We start from the raw sequence: 14,509 nt of genomic DNA, 5'->3' as shown, positions 1-14,509 counted from the left end.
ATCCGGGGCTGCGACAATCGGCTGAGCATGCCGGACCGGGTTCCGTCCTGTCACGCGTCGGCGAGGGCAAGCAGGCCTGTCGAGTCGTTCACCAGCGCACTGCGGTATTCGATGCAGCGGAGCCGGTCGAATCCCTTTGTTGACGCGCCATGACCTCCGAGCCATGCAATTGGTCATACAGTCAAGCTGGAGTGTCTGTTCGAAGGTGGTGCTTGTTATCCTTTGAACGACAGGGTGCGATATTGGATAGTCACCGCCAGCCCATTTGGTCCCACTCCGGAAGGCGGAAAGTTACTCCGCGAGTTCAATTCGCCCACTCTCCCCTTTTGCGCCATAGCCCCTGCGAACCATCACAGGTTTCATTAGAGGTGGATTGGCAATCCTGTTGCGAAACGACAACGAGGGGGAGGCGATGGCCGAGCGGTTCACGAAATCAGCGGCACGCAACATCTTCTATGGCGGATCGCTCTTCTTCCTGGTCACCTTCGTCGCCCTGACGATCCACAGCCACTACTACATACGAACGTCCAGCACGGACGAGGCGACGCTGTCGGACAGCGTGGCCCGCGGCAAGCACGTCTGGGAAAAGAACGCCTGCATCAATTGCCATTCGATCCTCGGCGAGGGCGCCTATTTCGCGCCGGAACTCGGCAATGTCTGGGTCCGCTACGGCGGGCGCGACGACGCCGAGAGTGCGCGCGCGGCGCTGATCGCCTGGATGCAGTCGCAGCCCAGCGGGGTCGAGGGGCGCCGCCAGATGCCGCAGTTCAATCTCACCGACCAGGAGCTCAACGACCTCGTCGATTTCCTCGAATGGACCAGCCGCATCGACACGCAAGGCTGGCCGCCGAACAACGCGGGCTGAAGGGGAGGGTCGCGGCATGAAATACGAAACCCAGCGCATCGCCTACTGGTACTTCGCCTGCGCGATGGTCCTGTTCGTCGTCCAGGTGCTGGTCGGCACGTTGGCCGGCACCGTCTATGTCCTGCCCAATTTCCTGTCCGAAACGCTGCCCTTCAACATCCTGCGCATGATCCACACCAACGCGTTGATCGTGTGGCTGCTGCTCGGCTTCTTCGGCTCGGCCTATTATCTGATCCCGGAGGAGGCGGAGCGTGACATCGAGAGCCCGATGCTGGCCTATGTCCAGCTGGCGATCCTGATGGTCGGCGCCCTTGCGGCGGTCATCGGCTACACCATGGGCATCCATGAAGGACGCGAGTTCCTGGAACAGCCGCTGTGGGTGAAGGTCGGCATCGTCATCGCGGCGCTGATCTTCCTCTACAATGTCTCGCTGACCGTGTTCCGCGGCCGTAAGACGGCGATCACCAACGTCCTGCTGCTGGGGCTGTGGGGTGTCGCCATCTTCTTCCTGTTCGCCTTCTACAACCCGGCCAACCTGGCGCTGGACAAGATGTACTGGTGGTACGTCGTCCATCTGTGGGTGGAGGGCGTGTGGGAACTGGTGATGGCGTCGATCCTGGCCTTCCTGGTCATCAAGATGACCGGCGTCGACCGCGAGGTGGTGGAGAAGTGGCTCTACGCCATCGTCGGCCTCGCCCTGTTCTCCGGCCTGCTCGGCACCGGGCACCATTACTACTGGATCGGCGCCCCGGGCTATTGGCAATGGATCGGTTCGCTGTTCTCCACGCTCGAGGTGGCGCCCTTCTTCGTCATGGTCCTCTTCGCCTTCACCATGGCCTGGAAGGGGCGGCGCGACCACCCGAACAGGGCGGCATTCCTGTGGACGCTCGGCACGCCGGTCTTCGCCTTCTTCGGAGCGGGCGTGTGGGGCTTCCTGCACACGCTGTCCTTCGTGAACTACTACAGCCACGGCACCCAGGTCACCGCGGCGCACGGGCATCTCGCCTTCTTCGGCGCCTATGTGATGCTGAACCTGTCGATCATCACCTACGCCATGCCGGGCTTGCGGGGCCGCGCGCCCTACAACCAGGTGCTCAATATGTGGAGCTTCTGGATCATGACCTCGGCCATGGCCTTCATGACCTTCACCCTGACCTTCGGCGGCGTCGTGCAAATCCATCTGCAGCGCGTGCTGGGGATGACCTATATGGAGGTGCAGGAGCAGTTGGCCCTGTTCTACTGGATGCGTCTCGGGTCTGGCGTCTTCGTGGTTCTGTCGGTTCTGCTGTTCGTCTATTCCGTCTTCGGACCGGCCCGCGAGCAGCTGCCCGCGCGCAGCCGGCCCAGCGTCGCCCCGGCGGAATGATGGGCGGAGATGCATCGGGGGACGGGGTGGCGGGCTCCGCCATCCCCTTCTACGCCCCGACCGGCAACGAGGTGGCGCTGTTCGAACATGCCCACCGCAACCGGCTGCCGCTGCTGCTGAAGGGGCCGACCGGCTGCGGCAAGACGCGCTTCGTCGCGCATATGGCGGCGCGGCTGGGGCGTCCGCTCCACACCGTGTCCTGCCACGACGACCTGACCGCCGCCGACCTGACCGGGCGCTACCTGCTGAAGGGCGGCGACACCGTCTGGACCGACGGGCCGCTGACCCGGGCGGTGCGCGAAGGCGCCATCTGCTATCTGGACGAGGTGGTGGAGGCGCGCAAGGACGTGACCGTGGTCCTGCACCCGCTGACCGACGACCGCCGCCTGCTTCCGCTGGAACGCACCGGCGAGCTTCTGGAGGCCCCGCCCGACTTCATGCTGGTCGTGTCCTACAACCCCGGATACCAGAACATCCTGAAGTCGCTGAAGCCCAGCACCCGCCAGCGCTTCATCGCCATCGAGTTCGGCTTTCCGGCTCCGGAGGCGGAGATCGCCATCGTCGCCCGCGAGAGCGGGCTTGCCGCCGACCGGGTGGCGCCGCTGGTCCGGCTGGGCAACGCCCTGCGCGCGCTCAAGGGACAGGATCTGGAGGAAGGCGTCTCGACGCGGCTGCTGGTCTATTGCGCCAGCCTGATCCGGGACGGCATGGCGCGCGACGAGGCGGTGCTGGCCGCCATGGTCGAGCCGCTAACCGACGACCCGGAGGTCAAGAAGGCGCTGCTGCGGGTGGCCGAACTCACGCTGGGGTGACGCATGGCATCCATCTGGGAACCGGAGGAGTTCGTCGGCGCGCTGTGGCACCGCCTTGTCGGCAATGCCGTGTCGTACCCGCGCCATCCGGAGGCGGCGGTCGGCCTGGACGACATGCGGACGCAGCTGGGCGTGCTGTTCAGGGCGCTGGGCGGGCCGGGGGCCGTCCGTATCGCCGCGAGCGCCGCGGAATCCTCCGGCCACCGGCTGGGCCTGAAGCAGCGGCTCGGGCTGGGAACCGAAAAGCTCGACCGTGCCCGCTATGACGGCGCCACCCTCCAGCTTCCCGACCGTCTCGACGTCTTTCCGGCGCGCGAGGACAACGCCGGCCTCTACGAATGGCTGGCCGCCTTCTTCGCCCATGCCGAGCCGCCGCCGATGCTTCCCGCAGACCTGCTGCAGGCCGATCTGGCCCGCCTGCGCGCGGCCAGGGTGGCGAGTGACCGCGCGCTGACGGCATGGCCGGGACTGCGGGTCCTGCATGAACGGCTTTGCCGGGCAATGCGCGCCGTAAGGCCGCGGCGGCGCCTGCCCGCGCAGGAGGCCGCGGTGGAAAGCGTGGTCCTCGCTCTGCTCGGTGCGGAACGGCAGCCTGCCGACACCAGGTTTACCGCCATGTTTTCCGCGGTGGCCGATGGGGCCGCGCCGCTCGACGCGTTCCAGGCGGATCCCGGCTATCGGCCGTTCCTGCCCGTGCCGTTGTGGGGCGAGGTGTCCGACGCCGCCGGAACGGGCGTGGCGGCGGACGGCGATGAGGAAGGCGGCGGCGGTGCGGAGGGGGACGGCAAGCGCCGCAAGGCCAAGCGCCGCGATACCGACCAGACCCGGCGCGACGACCCGCTGATGCTGAACCGCTTCGAAAAGATCCTGGGACTGGCGGAGATGGTGAACCTCAACCGCAAGGTCGAGGACGACGACGAGGAGAACGCGCGCAAGGCGGCCGAGGACATGGACGAGATCACGGTCGGTCAGCATGAGCGCAAGGCCTCGACCAAGCTGAAGCTCGACCTCGATCTTGCCGCCGAGGAGGTCGATGCGGCGCCGCTTCGGGCCGAGATCACCTATCCCGAATGGGACTGGAAGCGCCGCCGCTATCTTCCCGACCATTGCCGCGTGATCGCCGAGCCCGCCGCGCTGGAAGGCGAGGAGTGGCGTCCCGACGACGATGCGATCCGCCGCATCCGTCTGGTGCGCCGCCAGTTCGAGGCTATGAGGCCGCGCCGCCAGCGGATGGCCGGCCAGCCCGATGGCGACGACCTCGACCTTTCGGCGCTGGTGCGCTCCGTCGCCGACCGGCGGTCGGGCGGTTACGGCTCGGAGCGGGTCTACAGCGCGGTGCGCACCGTCGCCCGCGACCTGTCGGTCTGCGTGCTGGTCGATGTCTCCCTGTCCACCGACAGTTATGTCGAGGAGCGGCGCGTGCTCGACGTGGAAAAGGAGGCGCTGCTGGCGCTGACGCACGGGCTGGCCGCCTGTGGCGACGAGCACGCCATCCTCACCTTCACCTCGCATCGCCGGCACCGCGTGGACGTGCGCACGGTGAAGGATTTCGAGGAGCGGCTGGACGCCCGCGTCCTGCGCCGGATACAGGCGCTCAAGCCCGGCAGCTACACCCGGATGGGGGCCGCGCTGCGCCACGCCACCTTCCGCCTGAAGGACCGTCCGCACACCCACCGGCTGCTGCTGGTGCTGACCGACGGCAAGCCCAACGATACCGACCATTACGAGGGGCGCTATGCCATCGAGGACACCCGCGTGGCGGTGCAGGAGGCGCGCCGCGCCGGATTGCGGCTGTTCGGCATCACGGTGGACAAGCAGGGGCGCGACTATCTCCCCTACATCTTCGGCACCGGCGCCTACGCCATCTTCCCGCATGTCGCGCGCCTGCCGGCGGCATTGCCGGCCATCTACCGCCAATTGACCTGCTGAGTGTTCACGGGAACAGGAGCCATCATGCCTAGGATCCTCCGCGCCGCCATTCTTGGAACCGTGTTGGGAACCATCCTGGTGTCCGGCTCGGGCTCGGCCTGGGCACAGGCCAACCTCCGGCCCGACCCGACGCCGCGCCTGCCGCCGCAGCCGGGGCAATCGCTGCCGCTGGAGGACGCGCTGTTCCTCAGGCAAGCCGCGGCGGCCAGCGAGGGGCAGGCCGAACTCGGGCGGCTCGCGGCGGAGAAGGGGCCGGACGATGCCTTCAAGGCCATGGCCAGGGAGATCGCGCAAACCCACGCGAAGCTCGGCGACGCCCTGAAACGCCTGTCCTCCGCCCGCACCCTGCCGCCGGCCGATCAGGTGACTCCGCAGCGCGCCGACCGGTTCGGGGCGGCAGGGGCGGTGACCAACCCGGCGAACACGCAAGAAGGGATGGCGCAGGAGGCGGCGAAATCCCTGTCGGCGACCAGCGGGGAGGGATTCGCCAAAGGCTATCTGGAGGCACAGCTGCGCATCCACGACCGCATCGTCGACCTGTACCAGACCGAAGCGTCGCACACGCCCGACCGTGAACTCGCCACCTTCGCCATTACCAATCTGGTGTCGATCCAGAAGAACCGCGACGCCCTGCGGCAGATGGCCGGGCGTTTCGGGATCAGCGCCCCGGCCGAGGGGCAGGCCATCCAGTACGGCGACCCGGCCAAGGCGCGCTGAAACGGAGGGTGGTCAGCCGATGCGGCGCAGCAGGTCGATCCGCAGCGGCTCGCCCAGCAGCGTGTCGAACCGTGCTGCGAGGCTGGTGAAGGCGGCTCCTGCCGCATGGGCGTCGAGTGCCGCCTGATCCTGCCACACCTCGTACATCACGATGGTGCCGGGCCGCTCGCGGCTGACATGGGCGGAGTAGGCGAGGCAGCCCGGCTCCTTCAGCACGGTCGGAACGATGGCGGTGATGGCATCGGCCAGCGCCTGCTCCTGTCCGGGCTTGGCGACGAGATAGGCGACGAGCTGCACCTGATCGCTGGGCGGAACGGTCATTCTGAAGTTTTCCTTCTAGAGGGAGTTGGCCGGGGCCGGTGCGGTCGCCGGCCATGTCTGTGTTGCGGCCAGGATTAAAGCGCATCCCGCCGCGGAATAGAAAATTCATTGTTCCGATCCCAGCCAGAAAGAAACCTGATCGTTCGTACAGGTTCGGGAAAACGCGGGCGGCGGCCTTGAACGGGAAGGCAACGACATCCACTTACCATCCAGTTGGATGGTGGAAGGATGGTCGACTATGAGCGACACGGCCCGCGACCTGCGGCCCAAGGCAGGCGACAGCGAGAAGATCACGATCAATCTCGGCTATGTCGACCTGGGCCATATCGACCTGCTGGTCGATGAAGGATTCTATTCGAACCGCACCGACTTCATCCGCACGGCCATCCGCAATCAGGTCGACCGGCATGCCGAGGTCGTCCGCCAGACCGTGACGCGCAAGAGCGTCGACCTCGGCCTGCGCCATTTCAGCCGTGCCGACCTGGAAGCCGCGCAGGCCGAAGGGAGGATGCTGGACATCCGCGTCCTCGGGCTCGCCACCATCGCCCAGGACGTTTCCGCCGACCTCGCCCGCGCCACCATCGCCTCGCTGACCGTGCTGGGCGCGCTGCATGCGCCGGCCGCCGTCAAGGCGGCGCTCGCCGACCGCATCCGCTGACGCGGCCGGCACAATTCCCGAACCCGGAAAGAAACCCATATGCCCAACTCACGCCCCACCGGCTTCCTGCCCGGCATGGACGAGGTCGCCCGCCTGACCCGCGCCGGCCGGCTTGCCGAGGCGACCGGCCTCGTCCAGCGCCTGCTGCGGGGGTCGGGCGAACCCGGCCCCACGGCCGCACCCGACCCTTCAGTCATCGAGGGCGAGTTCACGCGGCTCGATCCCGCATCCCCTGCCGGCAAGGCGCCGGGAAACAGGTCCGGCCATGCGGCGAGAACTGGCCTGGGCGAGACCCTGCGCGGCCTTGCCGCCCGCCTGCGGCCGACCGGGCTGCACGGTGCGGGCACGGGTGCCCCCCGCCCCGCCGCCGACCCGCTGCCCGATGGCGCGTCTTTCGTGACGGCGTCCTACAGCGGGGCATCGGGGACCCGCGCCTACAAGCTCTATGTGCCGGCCAACCGCGGCGAGGGGCCGCGTCCGCTGGTGGTGATGCTGCATGGTTGCACCCAGTCGCCCGACGATTTCGCCGCCGGCACCCGGATGAACGCCTTCGCCGAACAGCATGGCGTGTTCGTCGCCTATCCGGAACAGCCGGCCTCGGCCAACCCCCAGCGCTGCTGGAACTGGTTCAAGCCGGAGGACCAGCGTCGCGACCGTGGGGAGCCCGACCTGCTGGCCGGCATCACCCGCCGGATCATGCGCGAGCATCCGATCGACCCCACCCGCGTCTACATCGCCGGACTGTCGGCCGGCGGCGCCGCGGCGGCGATCATGGCGGCGGCCTATCCCGATCTCTATGCCGCGGTCGGCGTGCATTCCGGCCTGCCGGCCGGTGCGGCCGGCGATCTTCCGTCCGCCCTCGCCGCGATGCGCCAGGGCAGCCGGGCGGCGCCGACTGCCACGCGGACCGGACGCAAGGTGCCCACCATCATCTTCCACGGCGACCGGGACACGGTGGTGAATCCGCAGAACGGCGATCAGGTCGCGGCCCAGGCGACCGCCGCCGTCACCGGCCTGCGCACCGAAACGCAGAACGGCGAAGCCCCCGGCCGGCGCACCTACAGCCGGACCCTGTATGCCGATGCATCCGGCCGGGCGCTGTGCGAGCAGTGGACCATCCATGGCGCCGGACACGCCTGGGCGGGCGGAAGCCCCGCCGGATCCTACACCGACCCGCAGGGACCGGATGCCACGGCAGAGATGATGCGCTTCTTCCTGGAGCATCCCCTGTCGGCGACGCCGGGCTGACGATCAGGATGAAGCCGGCGGCTCCGGCAATCCGACGTCCAGTCCTGCGACGATCTGCCGGAACCAGACCAGCGGCGGGTAGCTGGCGGTCGAGCCATGCCAGTACATCCGTGCCGTGAAGCCCGGCATCGGAAAGGGCAGGGCGGTGACCGTCAGTCCGAGCTGGGCTTTCGCGGCCTCCGCAACCCGGCGGCCGATGACCAGCACAAGGTCGCTGTCGGCGACGAGGTGCGGGGCCAGCAGGAAATGCGCGACGGTGAGTGCGACCCGCCGCTTCAGCCCCATCCGCGACAGGCAGTCGTCGACGACGCCCGCAGCGTCGCCCGTCTGCGAGACCAGCAGCGCGGGAAAGCCGGCGAACCGTTCCGCCGTCGGCGGTCCATCGTGATAGGGGTGGCCGGGGCGGGTCACCATGACGAACCCCTCGTCGAAGAGCGGGCGGTTCAGCACATCCGCCGCGCCCTCTCCTGCGACGGCCAGCGACAGGTCCACCGCGCCGTCCTTGAGCAGCGAGATGGCGGATCTGCGGTCCGCGGCGATCACCCGCAGATCGATGCCCGGTGCCGAGCGGGACAGTGCCGCCATCAGCGGCGGCAACAGGACCGCCGCCAGATAATCGCTGGCGGCCACGCGGATTTCCATTTCCGCACCCGCCGGGTCGAAGGCGATGGAGTCCTGGAAGGTAGCCGTCAACGCCGCAAGCGCCTGTCCGGCATGCACCCGGATCTCCTCCGCCCGCGGGCTGAGGCGGTATCCCCGCCCCTCCCGCACCAGCAGCGGATCACCGAAGATCTCGCGGAGCCGCGCCAGAGCGCTGCTCGTCGCCGGCTGGCTGCGTCCGATGCGAAGTGCCGCACGCGATACGCTGCGCTCCTCCAGCAGCGCCTCCAGCGCGATCACGAGGTTCAGGTCGATCGACCTTATATTCATGGCATGGATACTCGACATACCAACTACCGCTTGGACAGATAGCGGTGTCCGGCCGCACTGTCCACCGTGTTCGGCGCGACGCCGACCTTGCAGGAGGACCCCATCCATGAGCACGGCTCACAGCACCAAGCATTCCGCCATCGTCGTCGGCGCCGGTCAGGGCCTGGGCTTCGCGCTCGCCCGGCAGTTCGGACGTGAACTCGGGGAGGTCGCGCTGATCGCCCGTTCGGCCGACCGGCTCGCCCCTCTCGTCCGCGAATTGCAGGAACTGGGCATCACCGCCCACGCCCTGACGGCCGACGCTGCGGACCTCGACGGACTGCGCGGCACCATCGAACGGGCAGTGGCGGTCATGTCTCCGCTGAAGGCGCTGATCTACAACGCCGCCGCCATCCAGCCGGCGCGGCCCATGGCACTGGACCCGAAGACCCTTGCTGCCGAGCTGGTCGTGGACGTCGCCGCTCCGCTGGCCGCGGCACAGGCGGCCGCGCCGGCCCTGGAGGCCAACGGCGGCGGCAGCGTGCTGTTCACCGGCGGCGGATTCGCCCTCTATCCCTATCCGGAGATGGCCGCGCTCAGCGCCGGCAAGGCGGCCCTGCGCAACCTCACGGCAACGCTCGCCCAGGACCTGGCGCCGAAGAAGATCGACGTCGCCATCGTCACGATCTGCGGCTATCTGGCCGAGGAAGGCCGCTTCGCTCCCGCCACGGTTGCGCAAGCCTATTGGGACCGGCACGCCGCCCCTGCGGATGCCGAGCGGCCGTTCGAACTGACCTACGCGTGATCGTTATGGTGACGGGCCGCCCGTGCGTCCCGTCACCGGAACTTGCCCATCACCGGAACTTGAATGGCAGCCGGATGCCCATCGCGGCGGTGTTGAAGCCGGCGGACATGAAGGCATTGTTCATGTATTCCATGCCCTTCAGCCGGTTGATGACGATGCTGTCTTTCCTGTCCACCTGGGAGAGCGACCAGCCGCTGAACCATGGCTGTACGGTGCCGAGCGCTGTTGCCACCGGTTCCGCCAGGGTGTCGAACATGTTGGGAGCGGGGGTGTTGCCCAGCGCCGCGTTGAGGGTGGCACTTCTCTTCCCCCACCAGCTCTTGCGGCCGATGTAATAGTTGGATGCGGTGGCTATGTTGGCGGCCGATGCCTTGGTCGTGTTGCTGATGCCGTCCGATTCCAGGTTCATCGGCCCCCAGTGGCCGTCGCCCTTCGACGAGTCCTGGTCGATCAGCCATTCATGGATGACCTTCACCTTCGCCTTCGACGGCGACTGCTTGTACTGCTCCAGGCAGGTCAGGAACACCGCTTCGGCGGCACCGCCGCTGACCGCCGCCCACATCATCACCAGCGGGCGCTCGTTCAGGCTGAGCTTGGCGTCCAGAAGCCTCTTGAAGTCGTAAGCCACGGGTCTCACCTCGGATCGGCTGGTCGGTTAGAGTAATACGCTAGCGTGGCAATGGAGGACGGGCCATGACCGGGCGTCCAAATTTCCTTGACCATGCGTCCGCGCTCAGGCGCGCAGCCGGCGCAGCCAGTCCGGAAATTCGCCGCCGATGCCGCCCGCCGCGCCGATTGAGGTGGCATCCTTCACCGGCCCGGCCGATGCTCCGGCCCGCATCTCCGACGGCGAGCAGCCGAAGGCGCGGCGGAAGGCCCGGCTGAAATGCGCCTCGCTGGTGAAGCCGTAGGCGAAGGCGATTTCCCCGATGCGCCGCCGCTCGCCGGGGTCGCACAGGTGCTCGCGCACGCGCAGCAGCCGGCGCTCCTGAATGTAGCGGTTGACCCCGTGATGGGGCTCGAACAGCGTGTAGAGCGCCGAGCGCGACAGGCCGAGCGCCATGCACAGCCGATCCGGCGACAGATCCGGATTGGTCAGGTTGGCGTCGATGTAGCGCCGCGCCTGCATGATCAGGGTGGCGGCGACCTGCGGTTTTGCCTGCACCAGCGCGTCGTGGCTGGGCGCCAGACAGGCCGTGACCATGTCGCGGATGACGCGCACGATCTGCGGCGCCTCCTCCACCGTCGCCGCCGGCACCGCCTGGGCCAGGGACCGCATGTGGTCGGTCAGCAACCGCCCCATGATGCCGCCGAGGCGCATCCCATGCAGCGCGTCCGCCCGCGGCAGCATGCCGGTCATGACATCGCGGGGAACGATGATGCAGGCGCCGTCCAGCCGCATCGGCGGCAACGCCAGCGGTTGGCCCATGTCCTTGACCAGAATTTCATCCGATGCGTTTCCGGCCGCGCCGGACCGGTCGAGGCGGATGATGAAATGGTCCATGTGGTCCGACCGGATTTTCGCCGGAGACCGGTGGTAGGCCAGCGCATCGACATCCATGGTGCCGACGATCAGCGGTCCCAGATGGGCGCTGGTGGCCGTGCCGCTGAACCGCCGGCACGCATCCTCTTCGAGCGGGGCGATCTCGTAGACCGACGTCATGGCATCCCGCCATGCGCCGAAACGCTCGCGTTCCGGAAGGAAGCCGGTGGAAAAGCGCCGGAACGGAACGGTCTGCGTGGCCACGAAGGAAACCCGCAAAATTGCTTAGTGTACAACTTTCTTTCAGATAGGCGCGTTTGGGTCAATAGGCTGGTGGAGGCCCGCCGCCGCCCATTTTCCGCTGGACAGTCTCGGGTCGGCGGAGATATCCAAGCTCATAGATTATTCGGACAACTAACAAATCTTGGACGACGGCGGGTTGTGGGCGGCGTGCCGTGGATGTGCTGCCGCCTTCCGGCCTGAAGGAGCAGGCAGAGCGATGACGGATTTCCAAGCGACACGCGCCCGCTTCCGCATTCCCGACGGCGTGATCTATCTGGATGGCAACTCGCTGGGACCGCTACCGGTCGCCGCGGAAGAGCGGGTGGCCCGCACCCTGACCGCGGAATGGGGCGGCCAGTTGATCCGCGGCTGGAACAGCGCCGGCTGGATGGTGCAGCCGCGCGTCGTCGGCGACCGCATCGCCCGGGTGATCGGCGCGCCGGCCGGCAGCGTGGTGGTGGGCGACACCCTGTCGATCAAGGTCTATCAGGCGCTGGCCGCGGCCCTGGCGATGCGGCTGGACCGCCGTGTCATCCTGTCCGACAGCGGCAACTTCCCGACCGACCTCTACATGGCGGAGGGGCTGATCGAGACGCTCGGCCGCGGCCATGTCCTGAAGGTGGTGGCGCCGGAGGAGGTGGAAGGGGCGATCGGCGAGGATGTCGCCGTGCTGATGCTGACGGAGGTCGATTACCGGACCGGCCGCCTGCACGACATGGCGGCGCTGACCGCCAGGGCCCATGCGGCCGGCGTGGTGACGGTGTGGGATCTCGCCCATTCCGCCGGGGCGCTGCCGGTCGATCTGGCCGGTACGGGCGCGGATTTCGCGGTCGGCTGCACGTACAAGTATCTGAATGGCGGACCGGGGGCGCCGGCCTTCATCTATGTCGCCCCGCGCCATGCGCAGACGGCGCGGCCGGCCCTGTCCGGCTGGATGGGGCATGAGGCGCCCTTCGCCTTCGACCCCTCCTACCGCCCCGGCGAGGGGGTGGAGCGGATGCGCGTCGGCACCCCGCCGGTGATCGCGCTCGCCGCTCTCGACGCCGCGCTGGACGTCTGGGACGGGGTGGAGATGGCCGAAATCCGCCGCACCTCCATCGCGCTCTGCGACCTGTTCATCGAACTGGTGGAGGCGCAGTGCCCGGCGCTGGAACTCGCATCGCCGCGCGACGGCACGCGGCGCGGCAGCCAGGTGTCCTTCCGCCATCCCCACGGCTACCCCATCATGCAGGCGCTGATCGACCGCGGCGTAATCGGCGATTTCCGCGCGCCCGACATCCTGCGCTTCGGCTTCACCCCGCTCTACATCGGCGAGGCGGAGGTGCGCGGCGCCGTCGCCGTGCTGAAACAGGTGATGGACGGCGGGCTTTGGGACCGGCCCGAGTACCACAGGAAGGCCGCCGTAACATGAGCAAGCGTGACATGACTGGGCACGACACGAGCAAGCCTTACGATCCGGCGGCCGAGGGCGCCCAGATGGCCTTCGACGGGCGGATGTCCTACGACGACTATCTGCATCTCGACCGCATCCTGGGGGCGCAGATCCCGCGTTCCACCGCCCATGACGAGATGCTGTTCATCATCCAGCACCAGACTTCGGAGCTGTGGATGCGGCTGGCGGTCTACGAGATCCGCGCCGCGCGCGAGGCGATCCGCGAGGATCGGCTGTCGCCCGCCTTCAAGATGCTGGCCCGCGTCGCCCGCATCTTTGAACAGCTGAATTCCGCTTGGGACGTTCTGCGCACGATGACGCCCAGCGAATACACCCGCTTCCGCGACGATCTGGGCCAATCCTCCGGCTTCCAGTCCTACCAGTACCGGGAGATCGAATTCCTGCTGGGCAACCGCAACCCGGCGATGCTGCGTCCCCATGCCCACCGGCCGGAAATCCACGCCATGCTGGAACGGGAGCTGTCCCGCCCCAGCCTGTACGACGAGGCGCTGCGCCTGCTGGCCCGCAACGGCATTCCGGTTCCGGCCGAAGTGCTGGAGCGCGACGTGACGCAGACCCACCAGCCCCATGACGGAGTGACGGAGGCGTGGCGGGTCATCTACCAGTCCCCCGAAGCGCATTGGCCGCTGTACGAGCTTGCCGAGAAACTGGTGGATTTCGAGGATTATTTCCGCCGCTGGCGCTTCAACCATGTGACGACGGTGGAGCGGGTGATCGGCTTCAAGCGCGGCACCGGCGGTACCGGCGGCGTGTCCTACCTGCGCAACATGCTGGCGGTGGAGCTGTTCCCGGAACTCTGGCGCGTGAGGACGGTGCTGTGAGCGGATTGCAGGCAATCACCGATTGGGACGACGCCTACAGCAACAGCGCCTATATCCCCGGTGGCGACGCCTATCCGGCGCGCTGGGCGGAGCAGGCGGCAACCTTCCGGGCAGAGCTTTCGGCACCCGGCCGGGCGGAGTTGGACCTGCCCTATGGCGAGGGCGAACGGGACCAATACGACCTGTTCCACCCCGATGCTGCGGCAAAAGGGACTGTCGTGTTCGTCCATGGCGGTTACTGGATGGCCTTCGACAGGGGGCGCTGGTCGCATCTGGCGGCCGGCGCGCTCGCCCGCGGCTGGGCCGTCGCGATGCCCAGCTACACGCTTTGTCCCGACAGCCGCATCGCCGGCATCACCCGGCAGGTCGCGCGTGCAGTGGAGGCCATCGCGCAAACCCAGCCGGGACCATTGCGCCTGACCGGCCATTCCGCCGGCGGCCATCTGGTCAGCCGGCTTGCCTGTGCCGACGCGCCACTGTCGGCGGAGGTGCAGGGGCGGGTGGAGCATGTCGTCTCCATCAGCGGTCTGCATGACCTGCGGCCGCTGCTGAACACCCGCATGAATGGCACGTTGAATATGGACGAGGCGGAGGCTGTTGCGGAAAGCCCGGCCCTTCTGCGCCCGCGGCCGGGCACCCGCATCACCTGCTGGGCGGGTGCCGCCGAACGGCCGGAGTTCGTCCGGCAGACCGAACTGCTCGCCAACATCTGGCATGGGCTGGGGGCGGCGACCGAACTGCGGCTGGCCGCCGGGCGCCATCACTTCGACGTCATCGACGATCTGGCCGATCCGAAGTCAGATCTGTTGGCAACTTTGCTTGGGTCTTGAAGCGGTGATC

The 14,509-nt window shown here is 67.9% G+C and carries 15 protein-coding genes; 11 read left to right on the top strand and 4 right to left on the bottom strand.

The genetic code is table 11. The features are described 5' to 3' along the window. The first annotated feature begins 412 nt into the window (after window positions 1–412). Genes ACWPKK_RS20795 through ACWPKK_RS20775 form a run of 5 tightly spaced genes read left to right on the top strand, consistent with a single transcriptional unit; the run spans window position 413 to window position 5,689 of the window. Window positions 413–865, top strand: coding sequence for a c-type cytochrome (locus tag ACWPKK_RS20795; RefSeq protein ID WP_252142242.1), 453 nt, complete (start codon window positions 413–415; stop codon window positions 863–865). 16 nt (window positions 866–881) lie between these two features. Beyond that, window positions 882–2,231: a cbb3-type cytochrome c oxidase subunit I gene (locus ACWPKK_RS20790; RefSeq protein WP_452007822.1), complete on the top strand. Its 1,350-nt coding sequence runs from the start codon at window positions 882–884 to the stop codon at window positions 2,229–2,231. Beyond that, window positions 2,231–3,043: an AAA family ATPase gene (locus ACWPKK_RS20785; RefSeq protein ID WP_452007820.1), complete on the top strand. Its 813-nt coding sequence runs from the start codon at window positions 2,231–2,233 to the stop codon at window positions 3,041–3,043. Before ACWPKK_RS20790 ends, ACWPKK_RS20785 begins: the two co-directional genes overlap by 1 nt. 3 nt (window positions 3,044–3,046) lie before the next feature. Then, entirely contained in the window at window positions 3,047–4,972 is a 1,926-nt protein-coding gene (locus ACWPKK_RS20780; RefSeq protein ID WP_452007818.1) for a VWA domain-containing protein, read from the top strand. A gap of 24 nt (window positions 4,973–4,996) precedes the next feature. After that, window positions 4,997–5,689 (top strand): DUF4142 domain-containing protein, encoded by a 693-nt coding sequence (locus ACWPKK_RS20775; RefSeq protein ID WP_452007816.1) that lies wholly within the window; start codon window positions 4,997–4,999, stop codon window positions 5,687–5,689. Between the two features lie 12 nt (window positions 5,690–5,701). Here the strand turns inward: ACWPKK_RS20775 and ACWPKK_RS20770 are convergent, their stop codons facing one another. Beyond that, complete coding sequence (locus ACWPKK_RS20770; protein ID WP_452007814.1) at window positions 5,702–6,010, bottom strand: putative quinol monooxygenase; 309 nt, start codon at window positions 6,008–6,010, stop codon at window positions 5,702–5,704. Between the two features lie 238 nt (window positions 6,011–6,248). Between ACWPKK_RS20770 and ACWPKK_RS20765 the strand changes: the two genes are divergently transcribed. Next, entirely contained in the window at window positions 6,249–6,668 is a 420-nt protein-coding gene (locus ACWPKK_RS20765; RefSeq protein WP_324870778.1) for a CopG family transcriptional regulator, read from the top strand. 39 nt (window positions 6,669–6,707) lie between these two features. Next, on the top strand, window positions 6,708–7,916 hold the full coding sequence (locus ACWPKK_RS20760; RefSeq protein ID WP_452007812.1) for an extracellular catalytic domain type 1 short-chain-length polyhydroxyalkanoate depolymerase: 1,209 nt from the start codon (window positions 6,708–6,710) through the stop codon (window positions 7,914–7,916). A gap of 3 nt (window positions 7,917–7,919) precedes the next feature. On the opposite strand, the gene ACWPKK_RS20755 is transcribed toward ACWPKK_RS20760, so the two are convergent. After that, window positions 7,920–8,864 carry a LysR family transcriptional regulator gene (locus tag ACWPKK_RS20755; protein ID WP_452007810.1) on the bottom strand — a complete coding sequence of 315 codons (945 nt, stop codon included), beginning with the start codon at window positions 8,862–8,864 and terminating at the stop codon, window positions 7,920–7,922. A gap of 88 nt (window positions 8,865–8,952) precedes the next feature. Here ACWPKK_RS20755 and ACWPKK_RS20750 point away from each other — a divergent pair, with 88 nt between their 5' ends. Further along, the gene (locus ACWPKK_RS20750; RefSeq protein WP_452007808.1) at window positions 8,953–9,630 is read left to right on the top strand and encodes an SDR family NAD(P)-dependent oxidoreductase; all 678 of its coding nucleotides are present in this window, start codon (window positions 8,953–8,955) and stop codon (window positions 9,628–9,630) included. A 49-nt stretch (window positions 9,631–9,679) separates the two neighbouring features. On the opposite strand, the gene ACWPKK_RS20745 is transcribed toward ACWPKK_RS20750, so the two are convergent. Beyond that, window positions 9,680–10,258: a hypothetical protein gene (locus ACWPKK_RS20745; protein WP_452007806.1), complete on the bottom strand. Its 579-nt coding sequence runs from the start codon at window positions 10,256–10,258 to the stop codon at window positions 9,680–9,682. A gap of 105 nt (window positions 10,259–10,363) precedes the next feature. Next, window positions 10,364–11,377, bottom strand: a complete 1,014-nt coding sequence (locus ACWPKK_RS20740; protein WP_452007804.1) for a helix-turn-helix domain-containing protein — start codon at window positions 11,375–11,377, stop codon at window positions 10,364–10,366. Between the two features lie 235 nt (window positions 11,378–11,612). Here ACWPKK_RS20740 and kynU point away from each other — a divergent pair, with 235 nt between their 5' ends. Genes kynU through ACWPKK_RS20725 form a run of 3 tightly spaced genes read left to right on the top strand, consistent with a single transcriptional unit; the run spans window position 11,613 to window position 14,499 of the window. After that, complete coding sequence (kynU, locus tag ACWPKK_RS20735; protein ID WP_452007802.1) at window positions 11,613–12,806, top strand: kynureninase; 1,194 nt, start codon at window positions 11,613–11,615, stop codon at window positions 12,804–12,806. Then, on the top strand, window positions 12,803–13,669 hold the full coding sequence (kynA, locus tag ACWPKK_RS20730) for a tryptophan 2,3-dioxygenase (protein WP_452007800.1): 867 nt from the start codon (window positions 12,803–12,805) through the stop codon (window positions 13,667–13,669). The genes kynU and kynA overlap by 4 nt, the downstream gene beginning before the upstream one ends. After that, entirely contained in the window at window positions 13,666–14,499 is an 834-nt protein-coding gene (locus ACWPKK_RS20725) for an alpha/beta hydrolase (RefSeq protein WP_452007798.1), read from the top strand. The genes kynA and ACWPKK_RS20725 overlap by 4 nt, the downstream gene beginning before the upstream one ends. Window positions 14,500–14,509 lie beyond the last annotated feature (10 nt).

The sequence above is a fragment of the Azospirillum largimobile genome, assembly GCF_977007025.2.
This window is presented reverse-complemented; position numbering and strand designations above follow the sequence as displayed.

Bases quoted from the DNA above. Each gene is read 5' to 3' on its own strand.
- ACWPKK_RS20795 (WP_252142242.1), top strand. From the start codon at position 413: ATGGCCGAGCGGTTCACGAAATCAGCGGCACGCAACATCTTCTATGGC.
- ACWPKK_RS20790 (WP_452007822.1), top strand. From the start codon at position 882: ATGAAATACGAAACCCAGCGCATCGCCTACTGGTACTTCGCCTGCGCG.
- ACWPKK_RS20785 (WP_452007820.1), top strand. From the start codon at position 2,231: ATGGGCGGAGATGCATCGGGGGACGGGGTGGCGGGCTCCGCCATCCCC.
- ACWPKK_RS20780 (WP_452007818.1), top strand. From the start codon at position 3,047: ATGGCATCCATCTGGGAACCGGAGGAGTTCGTCGGCGCGCTGTGGCAC.
- ACWPKK_RS20775 (WP_452007816.1), top strand. From the start codon at position 4,997: ATGCCTAGGATCCTCCGCGCCGCCATTCTTGGAACCGTGTTGGGAACC.
- ACWPKK_RS20770 (WP_452007814.1), bottom strand. From the start codon at position 6,010: ATGACCGTTCCGCCCAGCGATCAGGTGCAGCTCGTCGCCTATCTCGTC.
- ACWPKK_RS20765 (WP_324870778.1), top strand. From the start codon at position 6,249: ATGAGCGACACGGCCCGCGACCTGCGGCCCAAGGCAGGCGACAGCGAG.
- ACWPKK_RS20760 (WP_452007812.1), top strand. From the start codon at position 6,708: ATGCCCAACTCACGCCCCACCGGCTTCCTGCCCGGCATGGACGAGGTC.
- ACWPKK_RS20755 (WP_452007810.1), bottom strand. From the start codon at position 8,864: ATGTCGAGTATCCATGCCATGAATATAAGGTCGATCGACCTGAACCTC.
- ACWPKK_RS20750 (WP_452007808.1), top strand. From the start codon at position 8,953: ATGAGCACGGCTCACAGCACCAAGCATTCCGCCATCGTCGTCGGCGCC.
- kynU (WP_452007802.1), top strand. From the start codon at position 11,613: ATGACGGATTTCCAAGCGACACGCGCCCGCTTCCGCATTCCCGACGGC.
- kynA (WP_452007800.1), top strand. From the start codon at position 12,803: ATGAGCAAGCGTGACATGACTGGGCACGACACGAGCAAGCCTTACGAT.